Source organism: Maricaulis virginensis, assembly GCF_027922185.1.
GTDB lineage: Bacteria > Pseudomonadota > Alphaproteobacteria > Caulobacterales > Maricaulaceae > Maricaulis > Maricaulis virginensis.
This window is the reverse complement of sequence record NZ_BSFE01000002.1, coordinates 171,257-194,730: the sequence shown is the minus strand read 5'-3', so window position 1 is coordinate 194,730 and position 23,474 is coordinate 171,257. Positions and strand designations below refer to the sequence as shown.

Here is a 23,474-nt window from a genome sequence, read left to right as displayed (position 1 = left end):
ACGCTCGACTTGAGCGGTCGCGTGATCGAACCGGTGAACCCCTGATCACGCTTCAGAGCACCCGTCCGGCGATCGTGCGCAGGCGGGCGACGATTTCGGGGTCGCGCGCCTCCGGCGGTGTGATGATCGCGGTGTCGAGCACGGTATCGACCGGGTCCGGCGCGCGCTCGCGGCCGGCCAGCATGGCCGTCAGGCGCGTCAAAAGGGCCCTGGCCTTGACCGTATTGTCGCGCATCACCCGCAGCACGGCGGCCACGTCGACGCTTTCCTCGCCATCACGCCAGCAGTCGTAATCCGTCACCATGGCGATCGAGGCATAGGGCAGCTCGGCTTCACGCGCGAGCCGGGCCTCGGGCATGTTGGTCATGCCGATCACGTCCATGCCCCAGTGCCGGTAGAGCTCGCTCTCGGCGCGGGTGGAGAATTGCGGCCCCTCGATCGTGATATACGTGCCGCCGCGCTGCACCGGCACGCCGGCCGCCTCGCCGGCATCGCCGATCAGCCCCGCCAGGCGGGCGCAGACCGGCTGGGCCATGGGCACGTGTGCGACACAGCCCGCGCCGAAAAAGCTGCGCGCGCGGCCATCGGTACGGTCGACATACTGGTCGACGATCACGAAATGCCCCGGCGCGAGATGCTCGCGCAGCGAGCCGCAGGCCGAGATCGAGACGATGTCGGTACAGCCCGCCATCTTCAGCGCCGCGATATTGGCACGGAAGGGAATGTCCGACGGTGACAGGCGATGCCCGGCCCCGTGGCGCGGCAGAAAGACCAGCTCGACGCCGTTCAGCGTGCCGTGCGTCAGGGGCGCCGAGGGGGCGCCCCAGGGCGTCTCGACGGTCTCGCTGCGGACGGACTCCAGACCTTCCAGCGCATAGAGGCCGGAGCCGCCGATAATGCCGAGCTTCCAGTGTGTCATGTTGTCTTCCTTTCTTCGCGATCCCAGGGGCTCGCCCCGCTTGCGGGGGAGCTGTCCGCGTCAGCGGACTGAGGGGGCGGTGCGGAGCACCGCAGAGCGCAGCAGCGGGCAGACTTACCCCCATCGACCTCAACCGGCCTGGGGCCGGGTTCGGCCACTTCCCCCGCTTTCGCAGGGGAAGCCTGGTGTCGTTTGCAAAACAAAAAAGGCCGCGAACGTTTCCGCTCGCGGCCTCTTCAATCCGGTGCCAGGCGCAACGCCTAGTGCTTCACGTTCCGCCAGACCTGGCGGTAGGCCAGATAGACCAGGACGGCGAAGATGAAGAGATACATCAGCACCATCACGCCCATCTGCTTGCGCTCTTCCATGTGCGGATCGCCGGCCCAGGTGAGGAAGGTCACCACGTCCTCGGCCATCTGCTCCATGGACGCCGTCGTGCCGTCATCATAGGAGATGATGTCATCGACCAGCGGCGGTGCCATGGCGATCGCGCCACCGGCGAAATAGGCGTTGTAATACTGGCCCGGCGACAGATGGGAGTCTTCCGGAGCCTCTTCATAGCCCAGCAGCAGCGAGCGGATATAGTCCGCACCGCCCGAACGCGCCTTGACGATCAGCGACAGGTCCGGCGGATAGGCACCGCCATTGGAGGCCCGGGCCTGCTGCTCGTTCTCGAACGGCGCCGGGAAGGCGTCGGACGGCAGACCGTCGCGCATGAACATGTCGCCGTCATCGTTCGGACCGTCCTCGACCTGGTAGCCGGCGGCGATCTGCATCACGATCGGGTTGTCGTTCGGGTTCGGATATTCCTCCGACTCGAACGGACCGCCCTTCTGGCCCAGATTGCGGAAGCGCATCAGGTTCATCGAGTGACAGGAGGCGCAGACCTCCTGGTAGACCTGGTAGCCACGCTGGACCGCATTGCGGTCGAACGTGCCGAACGGGCCCTCGAATTCCCAGGCGTAGTTTTCCGGTGCGTGGGCGTCGCCCTCGACGGCCAGCGCCGCCGTGGCCGAGAGGCCGACAGCTGCCAGGGCAGCGGCGAAAATACGGGTCATCATCATGATCTCGTCGCTCCCTTAGGACTTGTCTTCACCGAGGACGGACGCCTCGATCGACGCCGGACGGTCCTTCGGCTTCTCGACAATGCCCATCACCGGCAGGATGACGATGAAGTAGGCGAAGTAGTAAGCCGTCAGGAATTGCGCCAGGTGCACGAATTTCAGGCCGCCGATGAACGGATCGTCCGGGTTCTTCGCGCCGCACCAGCCAAGGCCCAGTGCCGCAATCACGAAGAAGATGAAGAACCAGCGGGTCAGCGGACGGTAGCGCATGGAGCGAACCTTCGACGTGTCCAGCCAGGGCAGGACGAAGAGGATCGCGATGGCACCGAACATCGCCAGCACGCCGCCCAGCTTCGCATCGATCGGGCCGATGTCGAAGGTGATGGCGCGCAGGATCGCGTAGAAGGGCAGGAAATACCATTCAGGCACGATATGCGCCGGCGTCGAGAGCGGGTTGGCCTCGATATAGTTGTCGGCATGGCCCAGCACGCCCGGCATGTAGAAGACGAAGGTGGCGAAGACCATCAGGTAGACGATGATCGCGAAGCCGTCCTTCACCGTGTAGTACGGGTGGAAGGGCAGCGCGTCCTTCTTCGGGTCCTTGATTTCCAGACCGGCCGGATTGCCGTTGCCCGGCACGTGCAGCGCCCAGATGTGCAGGCCGACAACGCCGGCGATCACGAAGGGCAGCAGGTAGTGCAGGGAGAAGAAGCGGTTCAGCGTGGCCTGGCCGACCGAGAAACCGCCCCACAGCCATTCCCGGATCGCGTCGCCGACGAAGGGCAGCGCGCCGATCAGGTTGGTGATCACCATGGCGCCCCAGTAGGACATCTGGCCCCACGGCAGGACGTAGCCCATGAAGGCGGTTGCCATCATCAGGAGGTAGATCACGACGCCGAGGATCCAGAGGACCTCGCGCGGCGCCTTGTAGGATCCGTAGTACAGACCCCGGAACATGTGGAGGTAGACGGCGACGAAGAAGAAGCTCGCGCCGTTGGCGTGCATCGACTGGATCAGCCAGCCGAAGGGCACGTCGCGGGTGATGCGGGCGACCGACTGGAAGGCCATGTCCTCGTGCGCCACATAGTGCATGGCGAGCACGATGCCGGTGATGATCTGGATCATCAGGAAGACGGCGAGAATACCGCCGAAGGTCCACCAGTAGTTCAGGTTCCGCGGCGTCGGGAAGTCGACGAAGCTGTCATAGCCCAGGCGGATGATCGGAAGACGGGAGTCGAGCCATTTCTCGATTCCGGTCTTCGGCTCGTAAGTCGAATGTCCGCTCATGCCGCAGCCCCCGAAGCGTCAGCGACCTGCCATCCCGAGACAGCTGCCTCGTCGGGCGACAGGCCGATCTTCACCGTGTTTTCCGATTCGAAATAATAGTCGGGAACCGGAAGGTTCTCCGGCGCCGGTCCGCGACGGATCCGGGCCGAGGTGTCGTAGTGCGAACCGTGGCAGGGGCAGTACCAGCCGTCATAGTCGCCGGTATTGGCGCCAAGACCCAGCGGCACACAGCCGAGGTGCGTACAATTGCCCTTCACGATCAGGTATTCCGGGCGCAGGACGCGGTTGGCGTCAACGGCGGGAATGCCTGCCGGCAGGTTGTCATTGCGGGCGTCCTCGTCCGGGAGCGCGTTCAGCTCGACCGAGCGGGCCTCCGCGATCTCTTCCTCGGTCCGGTGCCGGATGAAGACCGGGCCACCGCGCCACATGACGGTGATCTCCGATCCCACCGGGACCAGCGAGACATCGACCCGGATGGATCCCAGCGCCAGCGTATCCGCTGCGGGATTCATCTGATCGATGAACGGCCAGGCCACGAGACCGCCACCGACAGCGGCCGCGCCGCCTGCAGCGATATAGATGAAGTCGCGGCGTGTCGGTTCTTCACCGTGTCCGCCAGGCGCGCCGTTCTCTTCCGTCACGAGCCGACCTCTTCTCTTGTCTATAACGGGCCTGCACAAAGCCGGGCCCTGCCCCAGAAACATGCGTCAATCTTGACGACCCCGTCCAAGACGGGGTTTGACGCGGTATAAACTAATCCCGGACCCACTGACCAGTAGGCGGCGCAATGCCGCATGCAGACAGATGGCTCCAGTCTGTGCGCGGCTTAGAATGCGGATCGTATTTTTTCAACCGGATATTCCGCAAAACCTTGGGGCTTCCATGCGGACGGCGGCCTGTTTCGGGGCCGGAATGGACGTTATCGAGCCCTGCGCCTTTCCCCTGACGGACAAGGGAATTCGCAAGGCCGCTATGGACTATGGCGCGGCCATTGCGCCGGTGCGCCATGCCAGCTGGAATACCTACACAGAAAGTGCAGAAGCTGGTGCGGGCCGCCTCGTCCTGTTCACGACTGCGGGTGCGACGGACCTGTGGGATTTCGCCTTCGAGCCGGACGACCGGATGCTCTTCGGCCGGGAAAGCGCCGGCGTGCCGGAGGCGATCCACGCCGCGGCGGATTGTCGCGTGCGGATTCCGATTCGCGCGGACATGCGCTCGCTCAATGTCGCGATGAGCGCAGGGATCGCGCTGGCGGAGGCAAGCCGGCAGCACCGGAACAACCCGTGAATCCGTTTGAACGCCGCTTCCATCTGAAGTAGCATTTCACGCATGTCCGGCACGGCTCTGGAGGGTGAGATGGCGCGGCACAAGCGTATCGTGATCTGTTGTGACGGCACCTGGAACGAGCTGGACTACAAGTCCCGCCCGGTGACGAATGTGGTCAAGCTCGCCCAGTCGATCCATCCGGAGGGCGATGCCGGCGACGGTGCCGATCCGGTCAAACAGGTCGTCTTCTACGACGAGGGCGTCGGCACGCTGGAAGGCGAGAGCCTGGATGGCGGCGGTTTCGGCGACGGACTGATCCAGAACATCGTCGATGCCTATTCCTTCCTCGTCTTCAACTATGATCCCGGCGACGAGATTTTCGTGTTCGGCTTTTCGCGCGGCGCCTACACGGCGCGCTCGCTGGTCGGCATGATCAGGAATTGCGGCATCCTGCGGCGCGATGCGGCGCCCTATGTCGACGACGCGCTGATGCTCTACAAGGACAAGCGGCGCAAACCCGACCATCCCGACAGCATCGAGTTCCGCCGCACCTATAATCATCCCGGCTGGTGGATCGATACCGCCGCCGACCTGTCACTGCAGGCCGACAATCCGGACCAGAAGATCATGGTCAGCTATCTGGGCGTCTGGGACACGGTCGGCCAGAACGGCGTGCCCGGCGTGTGGAATGCCATGGCCGGCAAGGCCGAGGATCACGGCTTCCACGATCTCAAGCTTTCCCGCATCGTGCAGCGGGCCCGCCACGCCGTGGCGCTGGACGAACCGCGCGCCGCCTTCAGGCCTGCCCTGTTCGACGCCGGCAAGATGGCGGCGCTGCAGACCGAAGCCGAAAGCGACGGGCGCGGCCGCGATGCCTACCAGCAGCTCTGGTTTCCCGGCGATCACGGCTCGGTCGGCGGCGGTGGCGACGTCACCGGCCTGTCCGACCACGCGCTCGCCTGGATTGCCGAAGGGGCCTGCAGCAATGGTGCCCGGCTGAGCTATGATGCCGAATTCAGCGCGGTGAATTTCCCGGTCACAGTGCGCGACCGCTCGCGAGGCAAGACCGGCACCCAGACGATCCGCTTCGCCCCCTCCCTCAACGCTCCGCTCAGCAATGTGTCCGGCGACTGGAAGCAGGCCAACCAGAGCGCGATGAACCGTCTGCTGGGCTATACGCTGGGCATGATCAGCCGCGACCGCATCACCCATCTGCGCGACATTGGCGAAGTCGCCGTACTGGCCAAGCAGTATGAGGGGTATGAGGGCGAGAACATGGATTATGTCCAGTCGCTCGCCGACCGTATCCGCCAGCAGACACGGATCCGCATCGCCGAAATCGAGGCCGCCTTCCCGACCTGGCGGCGCTGACCGGTGGCATCCGGTCGCGCAATGCGGAGCTCGCCCTCGCCGCCGGCTCGGATATCCAGTGTGCCTTCACTCAGGGCAGGTTCGAGGACCTGCGCGACCGTATCTGCACCAAGTCCGAACGCCTCGAGGACGAAGCGCCCGCCGCGCTTCATTGCGGCGAGCCGGGGGCCGGCAGTCCTATCGGGATGCGGAGACCTGCATCGCCTGACGCGCGAGCCAATAGACGACGAAGACCTCCAGCGCGATGTTCAGATAGCCGAAGGTCCCGTCATAATAGGGATTGGCACTCAGCGTGAGAAAGGCCGCGAGGTGCGGAATGATGGCGCTCGCCAGCAACACCACAGCCCCCTTCCGCCGGAACAGGACCGCGACGAGCGCAGCCATGAGCAGAGTCGTCCACAGCCACAGGGCCAGGCGTGTCCAGACCGGAAGAAGAGACAGGGCGTCAGAAACGTCCAATTGGAACACGCGCTCCGGTGTGATCCCCAGCCAGGCCAGCAGCACAAGGCCCGACCAGAAAGCCGAATAAAGCGCAAGCAGGCTGACGAGCGCCGTTGCGAACGTGCCGTAGGCGACGTGCTGTGCCCGCCTGTTGTTCGCTTTCGCCGGTTCAGGCACTGCATCCTCCCGATCAACGATCCCGCGATCAATCTGGATTATCGCCGCATGACGTGCAATTCCAGACGCCCTGTAGCGTTCGTACGTCGAAGGATTGTCGACAGATCAAATGACCGACCAACCCAAACCCGCCTCCGCCGGCTCCGACCTGCAATGCCAGTCCGCCCAGGCCTGGTTCGAGGATCTGCGCGACCGGATCTGCGCCGAATTCGAACGTCTGGAAGACGAGGCCCCGTCCGACCTCTATCCCGGCGAGCCCGGGCGTTTCGTGTTCGAGGACTGGAAACGCGGCGACGGATCTAAGGATGAGGGCGGCGGCCGCATGGGCCTGATGAAGGGCCGGCTGTTCGAGAAGGTCGGCGTCCACGTCTCTGCCGTGAAGGGCGAATTCTCCGACCTGTTCCGCCAGCAGATTCCCGGCGCCGAAGACGACCCGCGCTTCTTTGCCACCGGCATTTCGCTGATCGCCCATATGTGGTCGCCCAACGTGCCGGCGGTGCACATGAATACGCGCTTCATCACCACCACCCAGTGGTGGTTCGGCGGCGGCATGGATCTCACCCCCGTGCTAGACCGCAACCGCAGCCAGTCGCACCCCGACGCGAAGGATTTCCACGCCGCCTGCAAGGCCGCCTGCGACGCCCATGGCGAGGATTTCCATGAGCGCTTCAGGAAATGGTGCGACGAGTATTTCTACCTGCCCCATCGCGACGAACCGCGCGGTATCGGCGGGATTTTCTACGACCGCCACAATACCGGCGACTGGGATGGCGACTTCTCCTTCACCCGCGATGTCGGCCTGGCTTTCCTGGACATCTATCCGCAACTCGTGCGCCGGCGCATGGGCGAAACCTGGACGCCGGAAGACCGCGAGGAGCAGCTTGTCCGCCGCGGCCGCTATGCCGAGTTCAACCTGCTCTACGACCGCGGCACCAAGTTCGGCCTCGAGACCGGCGGCAATGTGAAGTCGATCCTGTCCTCGATGCCGCCCGAGGCGAAATGGCCCTAGCGGCAGCCCGGCAGATCCTGCCAGAAGGAAGAAAAAACCGGGCAATATCTGCCACCTGGCGGGAGGTCATACGCTATGACTGGCCTCTGCGCTGGCACCGCTCCTGCTAGGCAGGCAGTGCCCCGTGCGAATCCCGCGCCGGGGCCTACCGACGAGGAGCCCAGCGCGTGTCCTATATCGACGCCCTGTCACAACCGGCCCCGAGATGGCCGGGCGCCCGCTCTCCCGAGGCCGAGGAAGAAACCCGTCCGACGGAAGGTTTTGATGCCATCCCGCCCGAAGCGGCCGAATTGCCGCCCGAGGCCAGCCAGAAAATTGCCGAAGCCGCACCACCCGGCCAGTCCGGCGGCGAGCAGCCGCCCGGTTCCAACCTGGGCGGCGGCGTGGTCGAGGAATTCCTCAAATGGGCCCGGATGAGCCCGGCCGAGCAGGTCCGCGCCATGTACCTGGAAGAACAGGGCATGACCGAGGACACGCTCAAGGCCCTGCCGCCCGAGGAACGCCAGCGGATCGAGTTCGAGATCGCCAATCGCATCGAGCACGAGGTGCGCACCTCGGCGGAAAGCCCGGCGGAGCAGAATATCCGCGTCTCGATCAACGCCTCCTACGCGCAATCCATGCAGCGTGTGGAAGAGGGCGAGCAGGCGATGTGGGGCCGATAGGACACCGCACCGCACAGCCTGCATCCAGAACAGCCGCGTCCAAAACACCGGCGGCGGGCATCTTCTGCCTCGAAAGACAGGAGATGTCCGCCATGCCGGCATCCTGCTCCCGGCCCCTGCCCCGGATCGCCCGCGGGGGCAGTCGTAGCCCGCGTCTCATCGCCGCGATCGGCGCCTGCCGGTGATGACCGGCATGATCGGGGTCGTGCTGGGCACGCTCTACCTCGTCTTCAAGCGCAATCTCTGGCCGCTGATCCTGGCGCACGCGCTGGTCGACCGCTGGCCTTCACCGCGATGTATCTCGATCTGGATATCTAGGAGCAAAACCTCGGGCGGACTTGCACCCCGCAAGGATGCGGGATCTTACGGCCACGCCGCCTAGAAACGCCGTTGTCCGGCCGTCGGGTCCGTGGTGGGCTCGCAGCTACCTGAACTCTCATGCCGGAAGGACGTGCTTGTGCTCGGAATATCCGTGATGTTGTGGATCACTATACCGCCCGTCAGCCGGTTGATGATGACATCGTGACGGGCAACGGCGCCCGGCGTGGTCCGGCTCCTGCGGCTGATCACGTTTTCCGCATTGATTGTGCAGCTGGAGCTCGGAAATTCCTCATCGGGAGTGCATTGCGAGCGCCAGCTGATCGCGCCACCCGAATAGATATCGAAATCCGACCCGTTGAAACGATAGGTGAAGCGGGCCGGACTGCGCCCCTGATCACTGACTCCGCTCGGATCCCGCACCGTGAAGTGCGTCTCTAGCGAGCAGACGACATAGGTCCAGTTCTGCGCCTCGGCGGCACCCGCGGCCAGAACGGACGCGACAAGAGCGCTACCGGCCATCACTTGCCAAGCTTTCATGATCCAACTCCTTGTATTGCCGGGCATGCTGGCGCCGGCCCATCCCGCTGAACGGCCGGCAGCTGTGCAAGCTCAGGTATTCGGCATCGAGATACGGAAAATCTGTTGCTGCTGGTTGAGCCTCACATGGCGCGCCATGTGCTCGCGCAGACCGGCTTCGGCCTCCGCTGCCGAGCTGTAGCAATGGGACTCCCGCGCACTCGCGGACGGCAGGCCATGATTGGTGAGCTCCCGGTAGAAAACCGAGCTCGGATATTCGCCATTCCCGCCATTGTCGTGAAACACGTTGGAAATGATCAGGACCTGTGTCCCGCGCGCGCCGAGGCGGCCGTCATCACAGGGCAGCGATCCGGCAACACAGGTGGTGTAGGTGTACATGTATCCCGACCCCTGGCTCAGACAGTCGGCCTGACCGGCAGCGGAAAAAACGACAGCACCCAACACGGCGCTGCACATCATGGAAGCGAGTGTCGTCATCTTCAGATGTCTCACTGGACGACCGACGCCCTCCCCGGGGCCCCGGCCGCTCGTCCCGGCTCGGACAGAAGTTTATTCCGCAAAACGCCCGGCGCGCTACCAAAATCGTCAAGCCAATCATCCGCTTCTTTGCACCGCAGCGTCCGGTGCCACGCTAGCGGGACGCCAGCGGCGCGGGGTCGATGATCACTGGCACATCCGGTGGCGCCAACAGACCCTCGTAAAAGCCCACATAGACGAGCGCCGGAGCGTCCAGGCTGCTCAGCTGCAGCAGCAAGCGCGCATTGAGATCCGGACCGCCATCGTCGTCGCACGCCCAATATCCGTCCGGCAGCCGGATCAGCAGAACCGTGTCCGCCGCTATATCGCTGGTAATGCTCACCAGGCTGGACGTCTCGACCTGCACGGAGAACTGGGGCACAGGGTCAAAATATCCCTGGCAGAGTCCCTGCGGCCGCAGATCGAGACGGACCAGCTCCAGCGGCGCACCGACGACCGGCCAGGGTGTCCGGGAAAAGGCCGGTATGTGCACCTGCGTCCAGCGCGGCGCTGCCTCCAGATCCAGAGGGGCCACGACGCCTGTATCGCTCAGATAGATCCGCTGCGACGGCAAGGCGCTGATCCCGTCCGGCGCCGGCCGGTCCTGCTGGGACCGGGGCCGGGGCTGGGCCAGAACGACAGGCGTGTCGTCGACAGCGGCCGGTCCGCCCGTGTCTGCCGGGGCGGCAGCCGGCGGGCGGGTGCGGATCACATCCTGTCCAGCCAGAGCCCGGGCGCTACACACCCCCGAAGCCAGCGCAGCCGCAAACAGCATCGCCACGCATCCCGCCCGGCTGACCGGTGCAAAACCCTTGTTCATGAACGCTCCAGCTGTCCCGGAGGCCGGTTTTCCCGAACCGACCCCACCTTGTCCTTCGCGGTATCGACTATCGATCCACTCCCCGGTCCGGGCAACAAAAAACCCCGCCGCAGCGGGGTTTTTCGTGTTCGGATCAGGCCCGGGATCAGTGCGTTTTCAGACGCGCGATCAGCTCGTCCTTGCTCGGTTCGAAGCGTTCGGCGATCCAGTAGGCCTTCAGTTCGTCGAGCGCATCGCCGAGCATCGGGCCGGGCTCGTAGCCCAGCAGGATGAGGTCGCCGCCCTTGACCGGGAATTCCGGCTCGGCCCATTCGCGGGCGAATTTGGCGAGCAGGGTCCAGTCGCGCGGCGGCGGAGCCACCTCGCCGGCGGCCTGCAGGCGGGCCTGGTCCTCGAAAGCGCGGGCGCCCAGCGCCATGATGGCGCGTTCGGCGGCGGCCATGTCGGAAAAGGCCTTTGTGACGTCTTCGCGCGCCGACGGATCGACGGCACCCTCGAGGCGGCGCGTCTCTGCGTTCGACATCTTCAGCTTGGCTGCCATGGTCCTGATCCTTTCCGGTCCGCCATCGGCAAGCGCCACGAACCTCAAGAGCGAATCGGGCGCTAGACCATATTGTACATCCTGATCAACAATACCGCCGAGGACTCTTAAGGATCCGTTCACTCCAAGGATCAAATCCAGAATACCTGCCTTGGCCATCGCGGCGAGCGCCGCCCGAGGATCGCGTGCAGCCAGCAATTTCTTGAGTTCGGCCCAGACACGCTCGACCGATAATTTATGAAGCCCGTCCTTCAGCGCCGCCGCTGCCGCCAGACCCGCCGGGTCCGGATCGCCGGCGCCATACCAGGCCTCGAAGCGGAACAGGCGCAGGATGCGCAGATAGTCTTCGCGGATGCGGTTCTCCGGCGTGCCCACGAACACGAAACGCCGCGGCGCGACATCCTCGAGCCCGCCCGTCGGGTCGGTAACCGCGCCCGTGCGATCGGCATAGAGCGCGTTGAGGCGGAAATCGCGCCGCTGCGCATCCTCGGCCCAGTCCTCGGTGAAGGTCACCACCGCCCGCCGGCCGTCGGTCGACACATCGCGCCGCAGCGTCGTGACCTCGAAGGGCACGCCATCGGCAATGACGGTGATCGTGCCGTGCGCCTTGCCGGTGGGAACGGCCTTCAGGCCGGCCGCCTTCGCCGCAGCGATGGTCTCGTCGGGCAGAAGCTGCGTGGCGATGTCGATATCGGCCACCCGTTCGCCCAGCAGCGCATTGCGCACGCAGCCGCCGACAAAACGGCTGCCGCCGGGCCGGGCCGCGTCCAGGGCTTCCATCACGGCGACGGTCTCCGGCGCCTGCATCCAGGTCTGCCGGGCGGGATCGAGATGCGGCCGGGTCATTGCGGCGTGTCTTCGTTTTCCGTTTCCGGCGTATCCGCCTCGTCGCTCTCCGCGTCGCCCGCCGGAACGAAATGACCCGGCACGACCCGGCCATCGACGACACGCGGCGGCACATACCGGTCGCCCTCATGCCCGCCGCGCGAGGCGTCGAACATGGCCAGGGCGATCATCGCCGCGATCGCCAGCACGGCTCCGGCCACACCCAGTTTGAGCGCCGGCGTGGCCGTCAGCTTGACGTCGGACCGTGTCTGCCACCGCCAGATGAAGAACAGCAGGAAGGGCAGGAAGAAGGAGGCGATTTCGATAATTGTGATGCGGATCATGAGCTAACCATACAACCGGTCGTGCAGGGATTTAAGCATGCCTGCAGTCGCCCCCCAGATATAGCGGCCTTCCCAGGGCATGGCGTAGAAGTGCCGCCGGTGCCCCTGCCACTCGCGCGAATGGCGCTGGTGATTGACCGGGTCCATCAGGAAATCGAAGGGCGCCTCGAACACATCGGCCACCTCGCCCGGATCGGGACGCAGGACATAGCCGGGTTTCAGCACGCCCACGAAGGGCGTGACGTGGAAGCCGGTCACGGTCTCATAGCCATCGAAGCGGCCGATCAGCTCGACATGCCCGGCACCGATACCGACCTCCTCCTCCAGCTCGCGCACGGCGGCCTGGGCCGGGGTCTCGCCGGTCGGATCGACACTGCCGCCGGGGAAGGCGACCTGGCCGGCATGCTTGGCCAGATGGGCCGCGCGTTCGGTCAGCAGCAGGCGCGGCGGACCGTCATGTACGATCAGCGGCGCCAGCACGGCGGCATTGCGCAGCGCCGTCGTCGCCGTCTCGCGCAGCGGCAGGCCGCCATTGAGATCGCCATCGCCGAATCGCGGCGGCGTGGCCGGCGCATCCACCGGGTCCAGCCGGTCGCGCAAAAGCGCCAGCAGCCTGTCGGCGCTCTCCATCACACCGCCCCCAGCGGGTAGAATTCGCCGCCGCTCCACACGCCCATCACACCCTCATGCTCGACCGCCCGTTCGGCGAGCTCGTAGAAGACCGGACGTGCCATCAGCGCGTCCAGCTTGCCGCGCACCCGCACCAGCGGCGTCGGCTCGCCGGTCTCTTCATCGACTTCGACCGTGATCGGATGGTCCTGCCCTGCCTCGGCGAGATCGCCGACATTGGTGGTAAAGACCAGCGACTGGTCCTTGCCCTCGCCGACGACATCGACCCGCGTGGCGATGAAGGGCGCGACCTCGACCTCGATGCCGATCTTCTCGACCGGGGTCACGAGGTAGTGAATGCCATCGTCATCTTTCCGCAAGATCGTGGAAAACAGTCTTACAAGACGGTCACGTGTAATGCGCGTGCCTTCGTGCCACCAAGACCCGTCACGTTTGATGACCATGTCCATCTCGCCGCAATAGTCGGGATGCCACTTGTCCACCGGCGGCAGCCCGTCGCCAGCCTGGCGGGCGGCATCGAGGAGCGACTGCATCGGATCGCGGGTCGGAGGTGTGGAGGGCATGGACAGCTTTCGTGTGCAACGCCATGCTCGTAAAGAGCATATGGCCAATGGATCGTATCTGTATCGCAAAGGAATGTAGGACGATGACCGAGACGAATGAACCCGGTGCAGAACTGATTGCCGAGGCGGATGCCGCGACGGAACGTCTCAAGGCGGTGAAAGAGAGCATCGGCCGGGTGATCTTCGGGCTCGAGGACGAGATCGAGCTGTGTCTCGCCGCTGTCCTCGCCAGCGGTCATACCCTGCTGGTCGGCGCGCCGGGCCTCGCCAAGACGCGCCTGGTGCAGACGATCGCCACGGCCACCGGCCTGGACACCAAGCGTATCCAGTTCACCCCGGACCTGATGCCCGCCGATATCCTCGGCTCGGAAATCCTGGAAGAGAGCGATGACGGCAAGCGGCATTTCCGCTTCCTGCCGGGCCCGGTCTTCTGCCGCCTCTTGATGGCCGACGAGATCAACCGCGCCAGCCCGCGCACCCAGGCCGCGCTGCTGCAGGCCATGCAGGAAAGCCATGTCACCGTCGCCGGCGAGCGCCACGACCTGCCCAGGCCCTTCCACGTCCTGGCCACCCAGAACCCGATCGAGCAGGAGGGCACCTATCCGCTGCCCGAAGCCCAGCTCGACCGCTTCCTGCTGCGCGTCGACATCCCCTACCCCAAGCGCGAGGCCGAACGCGCCGTGCTGCTGGCGACGACGGGGGCCGAACAGGCCGAAGCGATTGAAGTGCTGAACCCGGACGAGATCCTGAAACTGCAATCGCTCGTGCGCCGCCTGCCGGTCGGCGAGCGCGTGCTCGACGCGATCCTCGACCTGCTGCGTTCGGCCCGCCCGGACGAGAGCGATGTCCCGGCCGTGCGCGACGGCGTGTCCTGGGGTCCCGGCCCGCGTGCCGGCCAGGCGCTGATGCTGGCCTGCCGCGCCCGCGCCCTGCTGCGCGGACGGCTTGCCCCGTCCACCGAGGACGTCGCCGCGCTGGCCGAACCGGTGCTGAAGCACCGCATGGCGCTGTCCTTCGCGGCGCGCGCCGACGGTCATACGCTGGAAGGCCTGATCAAGACGCTCGCAGACCAGGCGGCCTGATCCATGGTCCAGGGCGCAGACCGCAATACCGAGCGCCGCGTCGTCGCCCTGCGTCACGAGGGTGAGGATGCGGCTGCGCGCCTGCCGGCCCTGCTGGCCGAAGCCGATCGCATTGCTGCGACGGTCGCCCAGGGTGTGCATGGCCGCCGCCGCTCGGGCATTGGCGAGACCTTCTGGCAATACCGACATCACCGTCCCGAAGACGGCCGCGCCGCGGTCGACTGGCGCCAGTCGGCCAAGTCCGACCAGCTCTTCGTGCGCCAGAATGAGTGGGAGGCCGCCAACACCGTCTCGCTGTGGCGCGACGGCTCGGCCTCGATGCAGTTCGCCTCCAGCCGCAATGTGCCGACCAAGGCCGACCGGGCCGCGGTCTGCCTGATCGCCGTCGCGGCCCTGCTCACCCAGGGCGGGGAGCGGGTCTCCGTGCTGGGCGAATCGGCGATTGCCCGCACCGGCGCTCTGGGGCTGGAACGCGTGTCACGGCGGCTCATCCTGGGCCCCGGCGCCGCACAATCGGTCGAGGCGCCCCATATTTCCCGCTTCAGCCGCATCGTGCTGTCGAGCGACTTCCTCGATCCGCCGGAGACCTGGGCGGCCCGCCTGTCGCGCTTCGCCGCCCAGGAAGCCAATGGCGTCCTGCTGCGTATCGTCGATCCGGCGGAAGAGGACTTCCCCTATTCCGGCCGCACCCGCTTCGAGGCCCCCGGCAGCGGCGAGACCCTGCTGTTCGGCCGCGCCGAAGAGGCCCGCAACGCCTATCGCGCCCGCTGGGCCCAGCACGGCGAACAGCTGGCGGCCCTTGCCCGGCAGTTCGGCTGGACCATGATCACCCACCGTACCGACCGCCCGGCGACCAGCGCCGTGCTATCCTTGTTCAAAACCCTGGCACGAGACGTCTGACGCATATGTTCGCCCTGGGCCCTCTTTCCTTCGCAGCTCCGCTGGCGCTGGCCGGCCTCCTCGCGCTGCCCGCGCTGTGGTTCCTGCTGCGCGCGACCCCGCCTGCACCGCGCCGGGCCGTTTTCCCGCCGCTGCGCCTCCTTATGGGGGCGCCGGACGATGCCGAGACGCCGCAACACGCGCCCTGGTGGCTGATCCTGTTCCGTCTCCTGATCGCCGCCCTGATCATCATCGCCCTGGCCCGTCCGGTCTGGACGCCGGCGGCGGTCGAGACCGAGACACGCCCCTCCCTCCTGGTGCTGGACAATGGCTGGACGGCCGCCTCGGCCTGGGACGACATGCGCCGCGAAGCCGAACGCCTGATCGACCAGGCCGATCGCGACGGCCGCGTCATTGCCGTCACAGGCACAGCGGACAGTGGCAATGCGCCCCTGCCCGTGCGCCTGGGCAATGCCGATGCCGCCCGCCGCCAGCTGGAAACCCTGTCGCCCCAGCCCTGGCCTGCCGATCGCGAGGCCACGGCCGATCGCCTGCGCAATGCGCGCGACGCCGGCCAGCTGGACGGTCCGCTGGCCGTGACCTGGCTGAGCGACGGCCTGAATTCCGGCGATGCCGCCCGCCTGGCGCAGACATTGTCGGGCCTGGGCCGCTTGCGGGTGATCGAACCGGACAGCGGCCGTGCCGCGCTTGGCCTTGCGCCGCCGGAAGCCGCGGCCGACGGGCTGACCGTGGAAGTCCGCCGCGCCGCGACCGACCTGCCCCGCACCGCCGGTGTCACGGCACTGGGCGCAGATGGCCGCGCCATTGCCCGCCGCGACGTTACCTTCGAGGCCGGTTCGGGCATTGCCTCGGCGACGCTGTCGCTGCCGCTCGACCTGCGCAACCGCATCGCAAGCCTGCGCCTGGACGGCACCTCGACCGCCGGGTCGGTGCATCTGCTGGGCGATAGCTGGCAGCGTCCGCGCGTCGGCCTGATCGAGCTGACCGCCAGCGAGGGCCAGCCCCTGCTGTCCGACCTGCACTATATCCAGAGCGCCCTGGCGCCGCGCGCCGAGCTGATCCGCGGCACGCTGGACGATCTTCTGGCGGCCGAGCCGTCCGTCCTGGTAATGACCGACGATGCGCGCAGCGACGATCCGCGCATTGCCGACTTCATCGACAATGGCGGCGTGCTGATCCGCTTTGCCGGCCCGCGCCTGGCCGCCCGCGGCGACGCGCTGCTGCCCGTCGACCTGCGCCAGGGCGGCCGTCTGTTCGGCGGCGCGCTGAACTGGGAGGAGCCGCAGACGCTGGCGCCCTTCCCCGACACATCGCCCTTCGCCGGCCTGCCGGTCGATCGCAATGCGACCGTCGACCGGCAGGTCCTTGCCCAGCCCGGCTCGGCGACGCCGGACCGCGTCTGGGCCCGCCTGGACGACGGCACGCCGCTGGTGACCGCCGAACGCCGTGCGCGCGGCTGGATCGTGCTGTTCCACGTCACGGCGAGCCCGGAATGGTCGGACCTGCCGCTGACCGGCCTCTTCCCGCGCATGCTGCAGCGCCTGATGGGCCTCGCGCACAGCGGCAGTGCGTCCTCGCCGGCCAATGGCGCCTGGGTGCTCGACCGGGCGCTGGACGCCGAAGGCCAGCTGGCCCCGGCCCCCGCCTCGGCCCGGCCGATCCCGGCCCAGGCCTTCGAGACCACGACGCCGGGCCCGGTCTCGCCGCCCGGCCTCTACCGGCTGGGGCCCGCATCGGCCGCCCTCAACGTGATTGCCCGCGACACGCGCATGGTGCCGCTGCCGCGCAATCTGCCCGGTGCCGAATTTGCCGGGCTGGACGGTCCGCGCGTATCGCAGTTCGATGCCCCGCTGCTGGCCGCCGCGCTGATCCTGCTGGCGCTGGACATCCTGATCGCGCTTGCCCTGGCCGGCCGCCTGCCCGTGCGGCTGGGCGGCACGGCTGCGGCTGTCCTTGTCGCGGTGGCCATCCTGCCCGGCGCTCCGATGGCGGACGCCCAGGACACCGATCCCGACGCCTACGCGCTGGAGGCTGCGCTCAGCCTGCGCTTTGCCTATGTCCGCACCGGCAATGCCCAGACCGACGGCCGCAGCGAAGCGGGCCTGGCCGGCCTCGGCCGCGAGATCACCCGGCGCAGTGCCATGGAACCGGACGCGCCGATGGGGATCGATATCGAGACCGATCCGCTGCTCTTCTTCCCGATGATCTACTGGCCGGTCTCCACCGATGTGCAGCCGCTCTCGCCGGAGACGGCCGGGAAGGTGAGCGCCTATCTCCAGTCCGGCGGGCTGATCGTGTTCGACACCCAGGATGCCGACGTGGCCATGCTGCGCACAGGCGCGCCGCACCCCGGCCTCGTCACCCTGCTGGAAAGCATCGACATTCCGCCGCTGGCCCAGATCCCGCCGGATCACGTGCTCACGCGCACCTTCTACCTGCTGCAGGATTTCCCGGGACGCTTCTCGGGCAGCCCGGTCTGGGTGGAGGCCAATCCCGACGGCGCCTCGCGAGACGGCACGTCCGGCGTGATCATCGGCGCCAATGACTGGGCCTCGGCCTGGGCCCGCAATGCGAACGGCGAGGCCATGGTGCCTGTCGAGGGCGGCGACCGCCAGCGCGAGATGGCCTACCGCTTCGGCGTGAATATCGCGATGTATGCGCTGACGGGGAATTACAAGGCCGACCAGGTCCATGTGCCGGAAATTCTCGAGAGGCTGGGCCAATGAACGCGACCGTCACTGCGCTCGACTTTGCTCCGCTCCTGCCCTGGAGCGTGATCGCGGCCCTCACCGGGCTCGCCCTGATCGCCACACTGGCCGGCGGTGTGATGCGCCTGTCCGGCTGGATCTGGCGCACGCTCGCCATTCTGGGCATCGCCCTGGTGCTGGCCAATCCCTCGCTGGTCGAGGAGGAGCGCGACCCGCTGGCCGATGTCGCCATCCTGGTGACCGATACCTCGTCCAGCATGGATATCGGCGGCCGCAATGACGCCGCCAACGCCATGGCCGAGGCGCTGCGCCGCGAGGCCGAGACCGATCCCCTGCTCGATCTGGTCGAGGTGGAAGCCGGCGAAAGCGCCGACGGCACCATGCTGTTCGACGGCGTCAATGCCGCCCTCGCCAGCGCACCGCCGGACCGTATCGCCGGCGTGGTCCTGGTCACTGACGGCCAGGTGCATGACGCGCCGGCCAGCCTGGACGCGATCAATGTCGATGCGCCGATCCATCACGTCATGCCCGGCGACCGCGAGGCCGGCGACCGCCGCCTCGTGATCGAGGAAGCCCCGCGCTACGGCATTGTCGGCCAGACGGTACAATTCATGATCCGCGTCGAGGACGATGCGATGCAGGGCACTGCCGCGGTGGATTTCCGCTTCGAAGGCGGCGAGCCCCAGCGCTTCACCATCCCGATCGGCCGCTCGACCCGCGTCGAAGTCCCCGTCGAACGCCGCGGCCAGAATGTCATCGAGGCCGAAGTCGAGGCGGGACCGGAAGAACTCTCCCTGATCAACAATCGGGCCGCCGTGTCGGTGAACGGTGTGCGCGACCGGCTGCGCGTGCTTCTGGTCACCGGCGAGCCGCACAATGGTGCGCGCGCCTGGCGTGACCTTCTGAAGTCCGACCCCTCGGTCGACCTCGTCCACTTCACCATCCTGCGGCCGCCAGACCGGCGCGACTCCACCCCGGTGGACGAGCTGGCCCTGATCGGCTTTCCGGTGCAGGAATTGTTCGTGGAGCGCCTGGAAGAATTCGACCTGGTGATCTTCGACCGCTATCGCCGGCGCAATATCATGCCGCCGCTCTATTTCGACTATATCGCCCGCTATGTGGACAATGGCGGTGCACTGCTGGTGACGGCCGGGCCGCCGTTTGCCGGGGCGCCGAGCCTTTACCGCACGCCGCTGGCCGCGGTCCTGCCGGTGCGTCCGACGGGCTATATCACCGATGGCGGCTTTACCCCCGAAACGACGGAGACCGGCCTGCGGCATCCCGTGACGGCCGGCCTGGCCGGCGGCGGCGAGATCCCGCAATGGGGCCGCTGGCTGCGTCACATCCACGGCACGGCGCTGGGCGGCGACACGCTGCTGGAGACGCCGGACGGGCATCCGCTTCTGGTACTGCAGCGTTCCGGCGAAGGCCGGGCCGCCATCGTGATGAGCGACCAGACCTGGCTGTGGGCGCGCGGCTTCGAGGGCGGCGGTCCCTATGCGGAAATGTTCCGCCGCGTCGCCCACTGGCTGATGCGCGAACCCGAGCTCGACGAGGAACGCCTCACCGCCTACGCCACCGAGGGTGAGCTGCATGTCGACCGGGTCACCCTGGCCGACGACGCCCCGCCGCTGGAAATCACCTGGCCGGACGGCCGCGAGGAAACGGTCGCGATGGGCCGCACCGAGGACGGCCGCTTTGCCGCGGTCATGCCGGCGGAAGGTTCCGGACTGGTGCGGCTGCGCTCTGGCGATCTGACGACGGTGGCCGCGCTGGGACCGATCAATCCGGTGGAATATGCCGACCTGCGTCCCACCGGCGATGCGCTCGATCCCTTCGTCGAGGCAACCGGCGGCGGCTGGTATCCGGTTGGCGACGGCGCCGACGCGGACCTGCCGGCCCTGCGCCGCACGCGGGCGGGCGCCGATCAGGCCGGACGGACCTGGCTGGGCCTGACCCGGAACGAGCGCTATGTGGTCGAGGCCTCGACCCGCACACCGCTTCTGCCGGGCTTGCTGGCGGTCCTGCTGCTGGCGGCTTTCCTGGGCCTGGGCTGGTGGCGCGAGGGACGCTAAGACCAACGTCTTCATCTTGTGGAAACCCTGTCAGTGCGACGAGGGAGGCGTTCAACCGGAGACCGATCCATGCGCCGCATCCGCATCCTGCTCGCCATGCTTTTCCTCAGCCCGCTCCTGTCGGGATGCCTGGTCATTGCCGCAACCGATGTCGCCGTCGGCACGGTCGGCGCTGCGGTCGGTGCCGCCGGCGCGGTAGGCGGTGCCGCGATCGACGTTGTCACCCCCGGAGACGACGATGACGACGGGGACGAGGACTGAGCGCCTCCCCGTCTGTCCGCGGTTTCATTTTCATCGGCAATTCCTATGTGTTAGTCTGGTTGCGAGGGACTCGTTGCCAACTTTGTTAGGAGGCGCACAATGAGACGTACCATGACCGCGCTGCTGGCGATCGGAGCCCTGGCGGTTCCGGCACTGGCACAGGATCCCGTTTCCATTTCCCCGATCGGCTTCGGACCGGAGCTGACCGAGAAGGCCGACGAATACGGCCAGCGCGAGCTGGACTATCTGGCCAACGAGATGCGTGAGGATCTCGAGCGCGAACTGTCCGGCATGCTCGGCGAGAACGGGCTTCGCCTGGAAGTCACCATTCTCGACGCCACGCCCAACCGGCCGACCATGGAACAGATGGCCGCCCGCAGCCTGCACCATTCATCCATCAGCATCGGCGGGGCAAGCCTTGAGGCCCGCCTTCTCGACGCCAGCGGCGCCGAGCTGGAGACGTTCAGCTATTCCTGGCGCTCGCATAACATCCAGGATGTCGTGGGCTATTCCCGCTGGACCGATGCACGCCGCGCGATGGACCGGTTTGCCAGCGATATCGGCGAGAGCCTGAGCGAACGGAACGGTTCCGGCTCCTGATCCCGGGGCCAGGCTTCAGCGAACAAGCGGGGCGCATCCGGCGGGTGCGCCCCGTTTTCGTTCGCGACCGCACAACACCCTTCGCTCACGCACACGCCGCGCCCCGTGCTAGTCTCTCTGCCACAAGGGGGACCTGATGCGAGGAGAGACACGATGCGTGTGCTCGCTTTAGTCCTTGTAGGTGCGTTCATCGGGACTGTGCCGGCGGCAGCCCAGACAAGCGGCTTTCAGTCCAGCTATCGCAGCGAGGCGACCGGTTCGATCGAAATCGGCCGGATCGACGTCGCTCCAGGGCTGCGCGAAAAGGCCGAGCTTCTCGGCGAAGCCGAGCTGGGACGGTTGACCGGCTATCTGCGCGACGTTCTGCAGAACACCCTGGTCGCCGCCGACTGGCATGGTGTCTCGGCGCACGAGACGGTGCTCAATGTCACCCTGATCGATGTCGTCCCCAGCCGGCCGACCCTGTCGCAGATCCAGGAGATGGATACCGCACACTATACCAGTGAGGCCTCCGGCGGCGCCGAGCTGACGGCCGAACTTGTCGGAGCGGACGGACGGGCGATCGGGCAGTATTCCTTCCGCTGGTACAATACCGAGCCGACAGGCCACGACACCGGCATCTGGAGCGATACCCGCCTGGCCTTCAGCCTGTTTGCGCGGGAGCTGACCGATAGCCTTGGCGAAGCCCCGATGCCCCGGCGCCTGTCGGAAAGCCGCTAGAGCAATTGCATCGCAATTGATGTCGATGAAATTGCTCTAGTTTTTGAGTGGTCGCATTTTCGAACCGCAAAACCGGTTCCCACTTTTGCTGAAAATGCTCCGGCGGCGACAATGTCACTCAGGGCGCGCCGATCCATTTATGGGTCTGCAGGCTCAAGGACCATTGCGGATGCGCCAGGCAGTATTCGAATGCGGCCTGGGCATTCTGCATCATGTGTGCGCCATCCATCGGCTGCAGGGAGAAGCGCCGGAAGTCCCAGGCCGTGAACGCTGCCGGATCGAGGCCGGGCTGCGGATAGACGAGTTTGAGCTCGTGGCCGGAACGCTGGACGACCTGAGCGGTGCCCTTCGGACTGACGGTGATCCAGTCGATCCCTTCGGGCGCCGGCAACGTGCCATTGGTCTCCACGGCAATCTCGAACCCGGCCGCGTGCAATGCCTCGATCAGCGGCGCGTCGAGCTGCAGCAGGGGTTCGCCGCCCGTGCACACGACCAGCGGCTTGCCGCCGCCCGGCCAGAAGCCGCGAACGTGACCGGCGACATCCTGCGGCGTCGCAAAGCGTCCGCCGCCCGGACCGTCCATGCCGACGAAATCCGTGTCGCAGAAATTGCAGACCGCCCTGGCCCGGTCCTGCTCCCGGCCACTCCACAGATTGCAGCCGGCAAAGCGCAGGAAGACCGCCGGACGCCCGGCCTGGGCGCCCTCGCCCTGCACCGTCAGGAAGGTTTCCTTGACCGAATAGCTCATGCCGTCCGCGCCTCCTGCCAGGCCTGCCATCCTGCAGCGCGCAGTTCGCACGCCGGACAGGTGCCGCAGCCATGGCCCCAGTCGTGCAGCGCACCGCGCTCGCCGCGATAACAGGTATGGGACCGGACGCGGATCAGCTCGACCAGGTCCGCACCGCCCAGCTCGGCCGCCAGCGCCCAGGTCTGGCCCTTGTCCAGATGCATCAGCGGCGTTTCGACACGCATCGGCACGTCCAGGCCCAGTGTCAGCGCCTGCTGGGTTGCGTCGATGGTGGCGCGACGGCAGTCCGGATAGCCGGAATAGTCGGTCTCGCACATGCCGCCGACGAGCACGCCGTGCCCGCGGCGATAGGCCAGGGCCGACGCCACCGTGAGGAAGACCAGATTGCGGCCCGGCACGAAGGTGGAGGGCAGACCGTTGGCCTGCATCTCGATCTCGCGCTCGGCGGTGAGTGCGCTTTCCGCAATGGCGCCATAGCCGGTGAGGTCGATGACAAAGTCCTCGCCCAGCCGGTCGCCGCCAGGCAGGGCCTGCATCCCCTTGCGCACATCCTGCCGCGCGCTCATCTCGACGGCGTGACGCTGGCCATAATCGAAACCGACCGTCTCGACCCGGTCATACCGGTCGAGTGCCCAGGCAAGGCTGGTCGCGGAATCCTGGCCGCCGGAGAAGAGGACCAGGGCCGTGGGGGCGGGCATTGGGTTCGTCATGCGCGGCTTATATAATGAAGACAGCGAGGATGACCATGAGCCATAGCTGGACCTACACAACCTGGCCCGATCCCGACAGCGCCGAGGCGGCCGCAAAACAGCTGATCGAGGAGAAGCTGTGCGCCTGCGCAAACGTGTTCCGCGGCATGATCAGCGTCTATCGCTGGCAGGGCAAGGTGGAGACCGCGCAGGAGGCCATCATGGTCCTGAAAACGCGGACCGATCTGGCGCCCGCCCTGTGCGAGCGCATCGTCGCGCTGCATCCCCATGACGAACCGTGCGTGCTCTCCCTGCCGGTTGACACGGCCGGAAGTGCGGCCGGTTTTCTCGACTGGATCGATCGGGAAACGCGCCCGTCTTCGTGACGTTTCGGTGAA

General features: G+C 66.7%; 27 protein-coding genes. 13 read left to right on the top strand and 14 right to left on the bottom strand.

Annotation, left to right across the window (positions count from 1 at the left end):
• Window positions 1-52: 52 nt before the first annotated feature.
• The 4 genes from PKE71_RS04300 to petA form a co-directional block, all read right to left on the bottom strand.
• Entirely contained in the window at window positions 53-919 is an 867-nt protein-coding gene (locus tag PKE71_RS04300) for an S-methyl-5'-thioadenosine phosphorylase (RefSeq protein WP_271185726.1), read from the bottom strand.
• 260 nt (window positions 920-1,179) lie between these two features.
• Window positions 1,180-1,983 carry a cytochrome c1 gene (locus tag PKE71_RS04295; protein ID WP_271185725.1) on the bottom strand — a complete coding sequence of 268 codons (804 nt, stop codon included), beginning with the start codon at window positions 1,981-1,983 and terminating at the stop codon, window positions 1,180-1,182.
• A 15-nt stretch (window positions 1,984-1,998) separates the two neighbouring features.
• Window positions 1,999-3,270, bottom strand: coding sequence for a cytochrome b (locus PKE71_RS04290; protein ID WP_271185724.1), 1,272 nt, complete (start codon window positions 3,268-3,270; stop codon window positions 1,999-2,001).
• Complete coding sequence (gene petA / locus PKE71_RS04285) at window positions 3,267-3,911, bottom strand: ubiquinol-cytochrome c reductase iron-sulfur subunit (RefSeq protein WP_271185723.1); 645 nt, start codon at window positions 3,909-3,911, stop codon at window positions 3,267-3,269. Before petA ends, PKE71_RS04290 begins: the two co-directional genes overlap by 4 nt.
• A gap of 163 nt (window positions 3,912-4,074) precedes the next feature.
• Between petA and PKE71_RS04280 the strand changes: the two genes are divergently transcribed.
• Both PKE71_RS04280 and PKE71_RS04275 read left to right on the top strand, forming a co-directional pair.
• Window positions 4,075-4,557, top strand: a complete 483-nt coding sequence (locus tag PKE71_RS04280) for a tRNA (cytidine(34)-2'-O)-methyltransferase (RefSeq protein ID WP_309297593.1) — start codon at window positions 4,075-4,077, stop codon at window positions 4,555-4,557.
• A 42-nt stretch (window positions 4,558-4,599) separates the two neighbouring features.
• The gene (locus tag PKE71_RS04275) at window positions 4,600-5,907 is read left to right on the top strand and encodes a DUF2235 domain-containing protein (protein WP_271185722.1); all 1,308 of its coding nucleotides are present in this window, start codon (window positions 4,600-4,602) and stop codon (window positions 5,905-5,907) included.
• Window positions 5,908-6,084: 177 nt separating this feature from the next.
• Here PKE71_RS04275 and PKE71_RS04270 read toward each other — a convergent pair whose 3' ends face one another.
• A complete protein-coding gene (locus PKE71_RS04270) occupies window positions 6,085-6,525 on the bottom strand; it encodes a hypothetical protein (RefSeq protein WP_271185721.1) in 441 nt (146 codons plus the stop codon).
• Window positions 6,526-6,634: 109 nt separating this feature from the next.
• Here PKE71_RS04270 and hemF point away from each other — a divergent pair, with 109 nt between their 5' ends.
• From hemF to PKE71_RS04255, 3 genes are all read left to right on the top strand, one after another.
• A complete protein-coding gene (gene hemF / locus PKE71_RS04265) occupies window positions 6,635-7,534 on the top strand; it encodes an oxygen-dependent coproporphyrinogen oxidase (protein ID WP_271185720.1) in 900 nt (299 codons plus the stop codon).
• Between the two features lie 167 nt (window positions 7,535-7,701).
• Entirely contained in the window at window positions 7,702-8,196 is a 495-nt protein-coding gene (locus tag PKE71_RS04260) for a hypothetical protein (protein WP_271185719.1), read from the top strand.
• 184 nt (window positions 8,197-8,380) lie between these two features.
• Entirely contained in the window at window positions 8,381-8,578 is a 198-nt protein-coding gene (locus PKE71_RS04255; protein ID WP_271185718.1) for a hypothetical protein, read from the top strand.
• On the opposite strand, the gene PKE71_RS04250 is transcribed toward PKE71_RS04255, so the two are convergent.
• The 7 genes from PKE71_RS04250 to PKE71_RS04220 all read right to left on the bottom strand — a co-directional run bounded on the left by PKE71_RS04250 (window position 8,575) and on the right by PKE71_RS04220 (window position 13,293).
• The gene (locus PKE71_RS04250; protein WP_271185717.1) at window positions 8,575-9,054 is read right to left on the bottom strand and encodes a hypothetical protein; all 480 of its coding nucleotides are present in this window, start codon (window positions 9,052-9,054) and stop codon (window positions 8,575-8,577) included. The two genes, PKE71_RS04255 and PKE71_RS04250, sit on opposite strands and share 4 nt — an antisense overlap.
• Before the next feature lie 72 nt (window positions 9,055-9,126).
• Window positions 9,127-9,531: a hypothetical protein gene (locus PKE71_RS04245; RefSeq protein WP_271185716.1), complete on the bottom strand. Its 405-nt coding sequence runs from the start codon at window positions 9,529-9,531 to the stop codon at window positions 9,127-9,129.
• A 154-nt stretch (window positions 9,532-9,685) separates the two neighbouring features.
• Window positions 9,686-10,390: a hypothetical protein gene (locus tag PKE71_RS04240; protein WP_271185715.1), complete on the bottom strand. Its 705-nt coding sequence runs from the start codon at window positions 10,388-10,390 to the stop codon at window positions 9,686-9,688.
• A gap of 145 nt (window positions 10,391-10,535) precedes the next feature.
• Window positions 10,536-11,777, bottom strand: a complete 1,242-nt coding sequence (locus PKE71_RS04235; RefSeq protein WP_271185714.1) for a CCA tRNA nucleotidyltransferase — start codon at window positions 11,775-11,777, stop codon at window positions 10,536-10,538.
• On the bottom strand, window positions 11,774-12,100 hold the full coding sequence (locus tag PKE71_RS04230; RefSeq protein ID WP_271185713.1) for a DUF6111 family protein: 327 nt from the start codon (window positions 12,098-12,100) through the stop codon (window positions 11,774-11,776). The genes PKE71_RS04235 and PKE71_RS04230 overlap by 4 nt, the downstream gene beginning before the upstream one ends.
• A 3-nt stretch (window positions 12,101-12,103) precedes the next feature.
• Entirely contained in the window at window positions 12,104-12,730 is a 627-nt protein-coding gene (locus PKE71_RS04225; RefSeq protein ID WP_271185712.1) for a CoA pyrophosphatase, read from the bottom strand.
• On the bottom strand, window positions 12,730-13,293 hold the full coding sequence (locus tag PKE71_RS04220) for a DUF1285 domain-containing protein (RefSeq protein WP_271185711.1): 564 nt from the start codon (window positions 13,291-13,293) through the stop codon (window positions 12,730-12,732). The genes PKE71_RS04225 and PKE71_RS04220 overlap by 1 nt, the downstream gene beginning before the upstream one ends.
• Before the next feature lie 83 nt (window positions 13,294-13,376).
• Here PKE71_RS04220 and PKE71_RS04215 point away from each other — a divergent pair, with 83 nt between their 5' ends.
• The 7 genes from PKE71_RS04215 (at window position 13,377) to PKE71_RS04185 (ending at window position 21,639) form a co-directional block, all read left to right on the top strand.
• Complete coding sequence (locus PKE71_RS04215) at window positions 13,377-14,375, top strand: AAA family ATPase (protein WP_271185710.1); 999 nt, start codon at window positions 13,377-13,379, stop codon at window positions 14,373-14,375.
• Between the two features lie 3 nt (window positions 14,376-14,378).
• The gene (locus tag PKE71_RS04210; protein ID WP_271185709.1) at window positions 14,379-15,275 is read left to right on the top strand and encodes a DUF58 domain-containing protein; all 897 of its coding nucleotides are present in this window, start codon (window positions 14,379-14,381) and stop codon (window positions 15,273-15,275) included.
• Between the two features lie 5 nt (window positions 15,276-15,280).
• Window positions 15,281-18,001, top strand: a complete 2,721-nt coding sequence (locus tag PKE71_RS04205; RefSeq protein ID WP_271185708.1) for a DUF4159 domain-containing protein — start codon at window positions 15,281-15,283, stop codon at window positions 17,999-18,001.
• Entirely contained in the window at window positions 17,998-20,058 is a 2,061-nt protein-coding gene (locus tag PKE71_RS04200) for a glutamine amidotransferase (protein ID WP_271185707.1), read from the top strand. The genes PKE71_RS04205 and PKE71_RS04200 overlap by 4 nt, the downstream gene beginning before the upstream one ends.
• Before the next feature lie 69 nt (window positions 20,059-20,127).
• Complete coding sequence (locus PKE71_RS04195; protein ID WP_271185706.1) at window positions 20,128-20,319, top strand: hypothetical protein; 192 nt, start codon at window positions 20,128-20,130, stop codon at window positions 20,317-20,319.
• A 99-nt stretch (window positions 20,320-20,418) separates the two neighbouring features.
• The gene (locus tag PKE71_RS04190) at window positions 20,419-20,919 is read left to right on the top strand and encodes a DUF3313 family protein (protein WP_271185705.1); all 501 of its coding nucleotides are present in this window, start codon (window positions 20,419-20,421) and stop codon (window positions 20,917-20,919) included.
• Between the two features lie 153 nt (window positions 20,920-21,072).
• Window positions 21,073-21,639, top strand: a complete 567-nt coding sequence (locus PKE71_RS04185) for a hypothetical protein (protein WP_271185704.1) — start codon at window positions 21,073-21,075, stop codon at window positions 21,637-21,639.
• A 118-nt stretch (window positions 21,640-21,757) separates the two neighbouring features.
• Here the strand turns inward: PKE71_RS04185 and queE are convergent, their stop codons facing one another.
• The gene (queE, locus tag PKE71_RS04180) at window positions 21,758-22,387 is read right to left on the bottom strand and encodes a 7-carboxy-7-deazaguanine synthase (RefSeq protein ID WP_271185703.1); all 630 of its coding nucleotides are present in this window, start codon (window positions 22,385-22,387) and stop codon (window positions 21,758-21,760) included.
• Window positions 22,384-23,097: a 7-cyano-7-deazaguanine synthase QueC gene (queC, locus tag PKE71_RS04175; RefSeq protein WP_373878788.1), complete on the bottom strand. Its 714-nt coding sequence runs from the start codon at window positions 23,095-23,097 to the stop codon at window positions 22,384-22,386. Before queC ends, queE begins: the two co-directional genes overlap by 4 nt.
• A 29-nt stretch (window positions 23,098-23,126) precedes the next feature.
• On the opposite strand from queC, the gene cutA reads away from it, so the two are divergent.
• Window positions 23,127-23,462: a divalent-cation tolerance protein CutA gene (cutA, locus tag PKE71_RS04170; protein WP_271185701.1), complete on the top strand. Its 336-nt coding sequence runs from the start codon at window positions 23,127-23,129 to the stop codon at window positions 23,460-23,462.
• The last annotated feature ends 12 nt before the right edge of the window (window positions 23,463-23,474 follow it).

Bases quoted from the DNA above. Each gene is read 5' to 3' on its own strand.
- PKE71_RS04300 (WP_271185726.1), bottom strand. From the start codon at position 919: ATGACACACTGGAAGCTCGGCATTATCGGCGGCTCCGGCCTCTATGCG.
- PKE71_RS04295 (WP_271185725.1), bottom strand. From the start codon at position 1,983: ATGATGATGACCCGTATTTTCGCCGCTGCCCTGGCAGCTGTCGGCCTC.
- PKE71_RS04290 (WP_271185724.1), bottom strand. From the start codon at position 3,270: ATGAGCGGACATTCGACTTACGAGCCGAAGACCGGAATCGAGAAATGG.
- PKE71_RS04280 (WP_309297593.1), top strand. From the start codon at position 4,075: ATGGCTCCAGTCTGTGCGCGGCTTAGAATGCGGATCGTATTTTTTCAA.
- PKE71_RS04275 (WP_271185722.1), top strand. From the start codon at position 4,600: ATGTCCGGCACGGCTCTGGAGGGTGAGATGGCGCGGCACAAGCGTATC.
- hemF (WP_271185720.1), top strand. From the start codon at position 6,635: ATGACCGACCAACCCAAACCCGCCTCCGCCGGCTCCGACCTGCAATGC.
- PKE71_RS04255 (WP_271185718.1), top strand. From the start codon at position 8,381: ATGACCGGCATGATCGGGGTCGTGCTGGGCACGCTCTACCTCGTCTTC.
- PKE71_RS04250 (WP_271185717.1), bottom strand. From the start codon at position 9,054: ATGAAAGCTTGGCAAGTGATGGCCGGTAGCGCTCTTGTCGCGTCCGTT.
- PKE71_RS04245 (WP_271185716.1), bottom strand. From the start codon at position 9,531: ATGACGACACTCGCTTCCATGATGTGCAGCGCCGTGTTGGGTGCTGTC.
- PKE71_RS04240 (WP_271185715.1), bottom strand. From the start codon at position 10,390: ATGAACAAGGGTTTTGCACCGGTCAGCCGGGCGGGATGCGTGGCGATG.
- PKE71_RS04235 (WP_271185714.1), bottom strand. From the start codon at position 11,777: ATGACCCGGCCGCATCTCGATCCCGCCCGGCAGACCTGGATGCAGGCG.
- PKE71_RS04230 (WP_271185713.1), bottom strand. From the start codon at position 12,100: ATGATCCGCATCACAATTATCGAAATCGCCTCCTTCTTCCTGCCCTTC.
- PKE71_RS04225 (WP_271185712.1), bottom strand. From the start codon at position 12,730: ATGGAGAGCGCCGACAGGCTGCTGGCGCTTTTGCGCGACCGGCTGGAC.
- PKE71_RS04220 (WP_271185711.1), bottom strand. From the start codon at position 13,293: ATGCCCTCCACACCTCCGACCCGCGATCCGATGCAGTCGCTCCTCGAT.
- PKE71_RS04215 (WP_271185710.1), top strand. From the start codon at position 13,377: ATGACCGAGACGAATGAACCCGGTGCAGAACTGATTGCCGAGGCGGAT.
- PKE71_RS04210 (WP_271185709.1), top strand. From the start codon at position 14,379: ATGGTCCAGGGCGCAGACCGCAATACCGAGCGCCGCGTCGTCGCCCTG.
- PKE71_RS04205 (WP_271185708.1), top strand. From the start codon at position 15,281: ATGTTCGCCCTGGGCCCTCTTTCCTTCGCAGCTCCGCTGGCGCTGGCC.
- PKE71_RS04200 (WP_271185707.1), top strand. From the start codon at position 17,998: ATGAACGCGACCGTCACTGCGCTCGACTTTGCTCCGCTCCTGCCCTGG.
- PKE71_RS04195 (WP_271185706.1), top strand. From the start codon at position 20,128: ATGCGCCGCATCCGCATCCTGCTCGCCATGCTTTTCCTCAGCCCGCTC.
- PKE71_RS04190 (WP_271185705.1), top strand. From the start codon at position 20,419: ATGAGACGTACCATGACCGCGCTGCTGGCGATCGGAGCCCTGGCGGTT.
- PKE71_RS04185 (WP_271185704.1), top strand. From the start codon at position 21,073: ATGCGTGTGCTCGCTTTAGTCCTTGTAGGTGCGTTCATCGGGACTGTG.
- queE (WP_271185703.1), bottom strand. From the start codon at position 22,387: ATGAGCTATTCGGTCAAGGAAACCTTCCTGACGGTGCAGGGCGAGGGC.
- queC (WP_373878788.1), bottom strand. From the start codon at position 23,097: ATGACGAACCCAATGCCCGCCCCCACGGCCCTGGTCCTCTTCTCCGGC.
- cutA (WP_271185701.1), top strand. From the start codon at position 23,127: ATGACCATGAGCCATAGCTGGACCTACACAACCTGGCCCGATCCCGAC.